Annotated in this window: 2 protein-coding genes; both read right to left on the bottom strand. The window is 76.0% G+C overall.

The genetic code is table 11. The features are described from left to right. Positions 1-4721: amino acid adenylation domain-containing protein (locus ABD879_RS31460; RefSeq protein ID WP_345025408.1), on the bottom strand; the 4721-nt coding region annotated here is incomplete at its 3' end. 1 nt (position 4722) lies between these two features. After that, on the bottom strand, positions 4723-6728 hold a 2006-nt coding region (locus ABD879_RS31465), incomplete at its 5' end, for a condensation domain-containing protein (RefSeq protein WP_345025410.1).

Consider the following 6728-nt stretch of genomic DNA (forward strand, 5'->3'; position numbering starts at 1 on the left):
CCCGCCTTCCACACCCCCAGCAGCACGGGCACCACGTCCACCGAACGCGGCATCACCACACCCACACGATCCCCACGGCCCACCCCCAAAGCCGCCAACCGAGCCGCGAACGCCCCCGCCGCACGGTCCAACTCGCCATACGACAACGACCGCCCGCCATCGACCACCGCCACCGCATCCGGCACCCGCTCCACCCAGGCACCGAGCAGACCCACCACCGAACCACCGAGCACACCAACGGCCTCGCCCACACCGGCCCGCTCCAGCAGCCCGACCTCAGCCGCCGTCAACACCTCAAAACCACTCACACGGCGGCCCGGGTCGCCCACCGCCTGCTCCAGCACCGCCACCAGACGCTCCACCAGACCGACCACGGAGCTCTCATCGAAGAGGTCGGTGCGGTATTCCAGGTAGCCGTCGAGGCCGGCCGGGGTGCCGTCGGCCGTGCGTGCTTCGTGGAGCATCACCGACAGGTCGAACTTCGCCGTGCCCATCGGGATCGGCTCCGGGCGGCCCTGGACGCCGCCGCCGAAGTCGTGCACGTCGTCCAGGGCGTTCTGCACCGCCAGGGACACCTGGAAGAGGGGGTGGTGCGCCATCGAGCGTTCGGGGCGGACCACCTCCACCAGGTGCTCGAACGGCACGTCCTGGTTCCCGAACGCGGCCAGGTCGGTCTCCCGCACCCGGGTCAGCAGCTCGCGGAAAGCGGGGTCGCCGGAGGTGTCGGTGCGCAGCACGAGGGTGTTGACGAAGAAGCCGACCAGGTCGTCGAGGGCCTCGTCGGTGCGGCCGGCGACCGGCGACCCGATGGGGATGTCGGTTCCCGCGCCCATCCTGGTGAGCAGGGTCGCGAGGGCGGCCTGGACGACCATGAACAGGGTGGCGCCGTTGGCGGCGGCGAGGTCGAGCAGCCGCCGGTGCAGCGGCGCCGGGATCGCGAAGCGGACGGCGTCGCCCCGGTGGCTCATCACCGCCGGGCGCGGCCGGTCGGTCGGCAGCTGCAGCGCCACGGGCAGGTCGGCCAGGGCTTCGGTCCAGTGGGCGAGCTGGCGGCCGAAGAGGCTGCCGGTGTCCTCGGCGTCGCCGAGCAGCTCCTTCTGCCAGAGGGTGTAGTCGGCGTACCGGACCGGCAGCGGCCGCCATCGGGGGGCGTGCCCGGCGCTGCGGGCGGCGTAGGCCGCGGCGAGGTCCCGCAGCAGCGGCCGCAGGGACCAGCCGTCCGCCACGATGTGGTGCATGACCAGCGCCAGCACGTGGCGCCCGGGGCCGAGGACGAACAGTTCGGCGCGGAACGGCCGTTCGCCGGCGACGAGGTCGAAGGGGTGCCGGGCGGCGGCGCTCAGGTGTCCGGGGAGGTCCTCCTCGGCGGTCTCGCGGACGGTCAGGACCCGGCCGGCGGGCGCGGTGTCCTGCCGCGGTTCGCCGTCGGCCTCGGTGAAGACGCTGCGGAGCGTCTCGTGGCGGCCGGCGACGTCCGCGAGTGCCGCGCGCAGGGCGGGCACGTCCAGGTCGCCGGTCAGCCGCAGCGCCATCGCGATGTTGTAGGCGGCGTTCGGGCCGCCCATGCGGTGCAGGATCCACAGGCGGCGCTGCTGCAGGGAGAGCGGCAGCGGGCCGGAACCGTGCCGCGGCGTCAGCGCGGGCCGGGCCGGGGCGGCGCCGTCGAGGCGTGCGGCCAGGCCCGCAACGGTGGGCGTCTCGAAGACGGCGCGGACGGACAGTTCCGCGCCGAGCAGGCCGCGTGCGCGGTTGGTGAGGCGCACGGCCGACAGCGAGTCCCCGCCGAGGTCGAAGAAGCCGTCGTCGACGCCGACCCGGGGCAGCCCGAGGACCTCGGCGAACAGCCCGCACAGCAGCTCCTCCCGGAGGGTGCGGGGGCCGCGTCCAGCGGCGGAGGCGGCGAACTCGGGATCGGGCAGCGCCCGCCGGTCCAGCTTCCCGTTGGGGTTCAGCGGCAGGTCGGGCAGCTCCACCACGGCGGCCGGGACCATGTGCTCGGGCAGCCAGCGCCGGGCGTACTCGCGCAGGTCCGGCACCCGGCCGGCGGTCACCACGTAGGCGACCAGGCGGCCGTCGCGGACGGCCGCCGCCGCCCGCGCGACCGCCGGGTGCCGGGCCAGCGCCGTCTCCACCTCGCCGAGCTCCACCCGGAAGCCGCGGATCTTGACCTGGTCGTCGGCGCGGCCGACGAAGACGATCCGGCCCTGCTCGTCCCAGCGGACCAGGTCGCCGGTCCGGTACATCCGCTCGCCGTCGCCCCACGGGCAGGCCACGAACCGCTCCGCCGTCAGCCCGGGGCGTCCCCCGTAGCCGCGGGCCAGGCCCGCACCGGCCACGTACAGTTCGCCGACGGCGCCCGGCGGCACCGGCCGCAGTGCGGCGTCCAGGACGTAGGCGCGCATGTTGGCGATCGGCGTGCCGATCGGCGGGGTGCGGTCCACCGGGCCGTCGGCGTACCAGGCCGTCGCGTAGACCGTCGCCTCGGTGGGGCCGTAGATGTTGGCGAGGCGGGCGCCGGGCATCGCGTCCTGCACGGCGCGGGCCACCGGTTCGGTCAGCCCTTCCCCGGCGAGCACCACCGCGCCGGCCCGGGCCCGGACCTCGCCCTGCCCGATGACCTGCGTGAGGGCGGACGGGACGGCGCTGACGAGGCTGCCGTGCCACGCTCCGCGCCGGTCGACCAGGCTGAGCAGGTCGCGGACCACCTCCAGGGAGCCGCCGCACAGCAGCGGCCCGAAGATCTCGAAGACGGAGACGTCGAAGGTGAGCGAGGTGGAGAACAGCGTGCGGGCCAGCCCGTCGGGGCCGAACTCGCGGCGCGCCCACGCTGCGAGGTTGGCCACGCCGGCATGCGGGACCACGACCGCCTTGGGCGTGCCGGTGGAGCCGGAGGTGTAGATGACGTAGGCGGCGTTGGCGGGCAGGAGGGGCCGCCGGCGGCACTCGTCGGTGACGGCGGCGGCGTCGCGGGCGCCGATCGCCTCCCTGGTGGCGGGGTCGTCCAGCAGGACGCGCGGCAGGCCCTCGGGCGCGTTGCGGAACCCGCCGGTGGTGACGAGCAGGGCGGCGCCCGCGTCCTCCAGTATGAACGCGATGCGTTCGGCGGGGTGTGCGACGTCGATGGGCAGGTAGGCGGCCCCGGACTTCAGCACGCCGAGCACCGCGACGATGAGGTCCGCCGAGCGGGGCAGCGCCAGCGCGACGCGGCTCTCCGGACCGCAGCCGAGGGCGATGAGGTGGCGGGCGAGCCGGTTGGAGCGCTCGTCGAGTTCCCGGTAGGTGACGGTGCGGCCGTCGTGTTCGACGGCGACCGCGTCGGGGGTGCGCCGCGCCTGCCGTGCGAACAGGTCGGGGATGGTCGCGACCGGCACGTCGAGGGCGGTGTCGTTGGCCGCCCGCTGCGCCTCGCGCTCGTCGTCCGTGCGCAGTTCCAGGCGGCCGATCGGCCGGTCCGGGTCGGCGGCCATCTGCCCGAGGACGTGCATCAGGCGCACCCCGAGCGTCCTGACCTCCGCCTGGTCGAACAGGTCGGTCCGGTAGCCGAGCCGGAACCGGCTCGGGGTGGCGATCAGGGTCAGCGGGTAGTGGGTGGCGTCCCGGCCGCGCATGGCCGTCAGCCGCAGGTCCGGGGTCAGGTCGCGCGGCACCGGTCCGGCGCCGACGGGGTAGTTCTGGAAGACCGTGAGGGTGTCGAACAGCTGCCGGGTCCCGGTGAGCCGGTGCAGGTCGGCCAGTTTGACATGCTGGTACGGCTGGAGTTCGCCCTGCTGGCGCTGCAGCCGCTCCAGCAGGGCCAGCACGGTGTCGCCGGGGCTCCACCGGGCCCGCAGCGGCACGGTGTTGATGAACAGGCCGACCATGTTCTCCACGTCCGCCAGCTCGGGCGGCCGTCCGGCGGCGGTCACCCCGCACACCACGTCCGTCCGGCCGGTGAGCAGGCCCAGGACGACGGCCCACGCCCCCTGGGCGAGGGTGGCGCCGGTGTGGCCGTACCGGCGGGTGTGGTCGCGCAGCGCGGCGGCGAGGTCGGCGGGCAGCTCGAACTCGACCTCGGCGGCCTCGCCGAGCCGCCGGGGGGCCTGCGCGGGCGCGACGAGCGCGGGTTCGGCGCCGTCCAGCACCCGCGCCCACTCCGCCATGGCCTTCTGATCGTCCTGTTCGGCCAGCCAGGCCAGGTAGTCGCGGTACGGCGGGGGCGCGGGCAGGCCGGTGCCGTCGCCGCCGCGCCGGTAGAGCTCGAACAGCTCGCCGACCAGCAGCTGGGTGGACCAGCCGTCGGCCAGGATGTGGTGGGCGGTGAACAGCAGCCGGTGGCGCCGGTCGCCGAGCCGCAGCAGGGTGAACCGCAGCAGCGGCGGCCGGGCGAGGTCGAACCGGCGGTTCCAGTCCGCCGCCAGGATCTCCGCGGCCTTCTCCTCCGCCGCGGCCCCGGCCCGGCCGCTCAGGTCGATCTCCTGCCAGGGCAGCTCGACGCCGCGCGGGACGACCTGCACCGGCTCGCCGGACCGGAGCGTGCGGAAGCCGGCGCGCAGGTTGTCGTGGCGGCGCAGCAGTTCCTCGGCCGCGCGGCGCAGGGCGCCGGCGTCCAGCGCCCCTTCCAGGTCGAAGACCAGCTGGAGCAGGTAGACGTCGGGCCCCTCCCCGTCGTAGCGGGCCAGGAAGTGCAGGCCCTGCTGCATCGGGGACAGCGGCCACACGTCGGCGACCCCGGCTTTGCTCATGTCAGGTCCCCCACTCCTCTTCCAGCAGGTCGATGTCGTCCTGGGTGACGCTCACCAGCGGCAGGTCGGACGGCGTGCGGCCGCCCAGGCCGGGGCGGTCCGCGCCGTCGGCGAGGAGCCCCAGGACGCGGACCCAGGTGTCGGCGAACCGGCGCACCTCGGGTTCGGACAGCTCGTCCGGCTGCCAGGCGAACACCGCCGTCAGCCGCGGCCCGCCGGCGTCCGGCACGGCGGCCACGTCGATCTCCAGGGGGCGGCCGGTGACCGGCGCGGCGGGGCGCTCCGGGCCGCCGGTCACCGGGGTCCACGGGCGCCGGGCCGCACCGGTGTCCGCGGCGGGCCGGCCCAGGTAGTTGAAGGAGACGGCGGGGGCGCCCGGCCCGGCCAGCTCCGCGGCGGCGTCCTCGTCGAGATGGCGCAGGATCCCGTAGCCGAGGCCCTCGCCGGGCACGGCCCGCACCTGCTCCTTGACCGTCTTGACGACCCGGCTCAGGGCGGCGCCGCCGGTGCGCGCCTCGGCCCGGTCGACCGGACCCGGGTCCAGCCTGACGGGGTGGGCGCTGGTGAACCAGCCGACGGTGCGGCTCAGGTCCAGCCCGGCCGCCGGGTCCCGGCCGTGCCGCTCCAGCTCCACGACGAGCGCGCCGCCGCCGTCGGGTGCGACGGCCAGCGCCGCCAGCAGCACCTCTTCGACGGTCGCGTGGAAGGCCGCCGGGACGTCGTGCAGCAGCCGCTGCGTCACGTGCGGCGGGACGGAGACCTCGTGCACGGCGGCGGGCCCGGTGCGCGGGGGGCGGGGGCGCCACCGGTCCGCGGCGCCCGGCTCGCCGGCGTCGAGGATCGACCGCCACACCGGCAGCTCGGCCCGCCGCTCGGCGGAGCGGGCGGCGGCGTGGAGCCGTTCCGCCCAGGTGCGGAAGGACGTGGCGACCGGGTCGAGCCGCGGGGTGCGTCCCGCCGAGACCGCCTGCCAGGCGGCCTCGAGGTCGGGCAGCAGGATGCCCCAGGAGACCGCGTCCACCGCGAAGTGGTGCGCGACCAGGAGCAGCTGCCCGTTCCTCCGCGGGCCGGCGTCGTACCAGACCGGCTGCAGCATCACCCCGGCGTGCGGGTCCAGCCGGGCGGCGGCGGCCCGCAGGTGCTCGGCGGCCATGTCGTCGACGGCGTCGTCGCCCAGCGGCGCCACGTCGATCCGGCGGATCAGCGCACCGGCCGGGACCGCGGCGGCGGCCGGGATCCGCAGGACCGGCCCGCGGTCGCCGTCGGCGAGCCTGGCGCGGAGCATGCCGTGATGGCCGACGACGGCTTCCAGCACCCGGGCGAGCTGCCGCTCGTCCATCCCTGGGGGCGTCCAGACGCGCATCGCCTGGTGCAGGTGGGCGAGCGGCTCCCCGCGCTCCCGGGCGGCGAGCATGACGGGGGTCAGCGGCACGGTGCCGGTCGCGTCGTCGTGCGCCCGCCGGGCCGGTGCCTGCTTCGCGACGGCGTGCGCGGCGAGCCTCTCGGGCGTCTTGTGCAGGAACACCTCGCGGGTGGTGATGCCGATGCCCGCCTTGGCGGCCTGGGACACCAGGCGCAGCGAGACGATGCTGTCGCCGCCGAGTTCGAAGAAGCCGTCGTCGGCGCCGACCCGTTCGACGCCGAGCACGTCGGCGAACAGGTCGCACAGCCGCTGCTCCAGCGGGGTGCGGGCGGCGCGGCCGCCGGCGGTGAACTCCGGGTCCGGCAGCGCGTCGCGGTCCACCTTGCCGTGGGCGGTGACCGGCAGCTCCTCCAGCACGACCACGGCCGCCGGGACCATGTACTCCGGCAACCGCTCGGCGGCCGCCTGCCGGACCTCGGCACCGTCCACCTCGCCCACCACGTAGGCGACCAGGCGGCGGGCGGTCTCGTCGCCGCGTACCACCACGACGGCCTCGGCCACCCCCGGAAGCGACGCCAGCACCGCTTCCACCTCGGCGGGTTCGACGCGGAAGCCGCGGATCTTCACCTGGTCGTCGGCGCGGC

This window comes from Actinomadura keratinilytica, from assembly GCF_039539665.1.
Lineage (GTDB): Bacteria > Actinomycetota > Actinomycetes > Streptosporangiales > Streptosporangiaceae > Spirillospora > Spirillospora keratinilytica.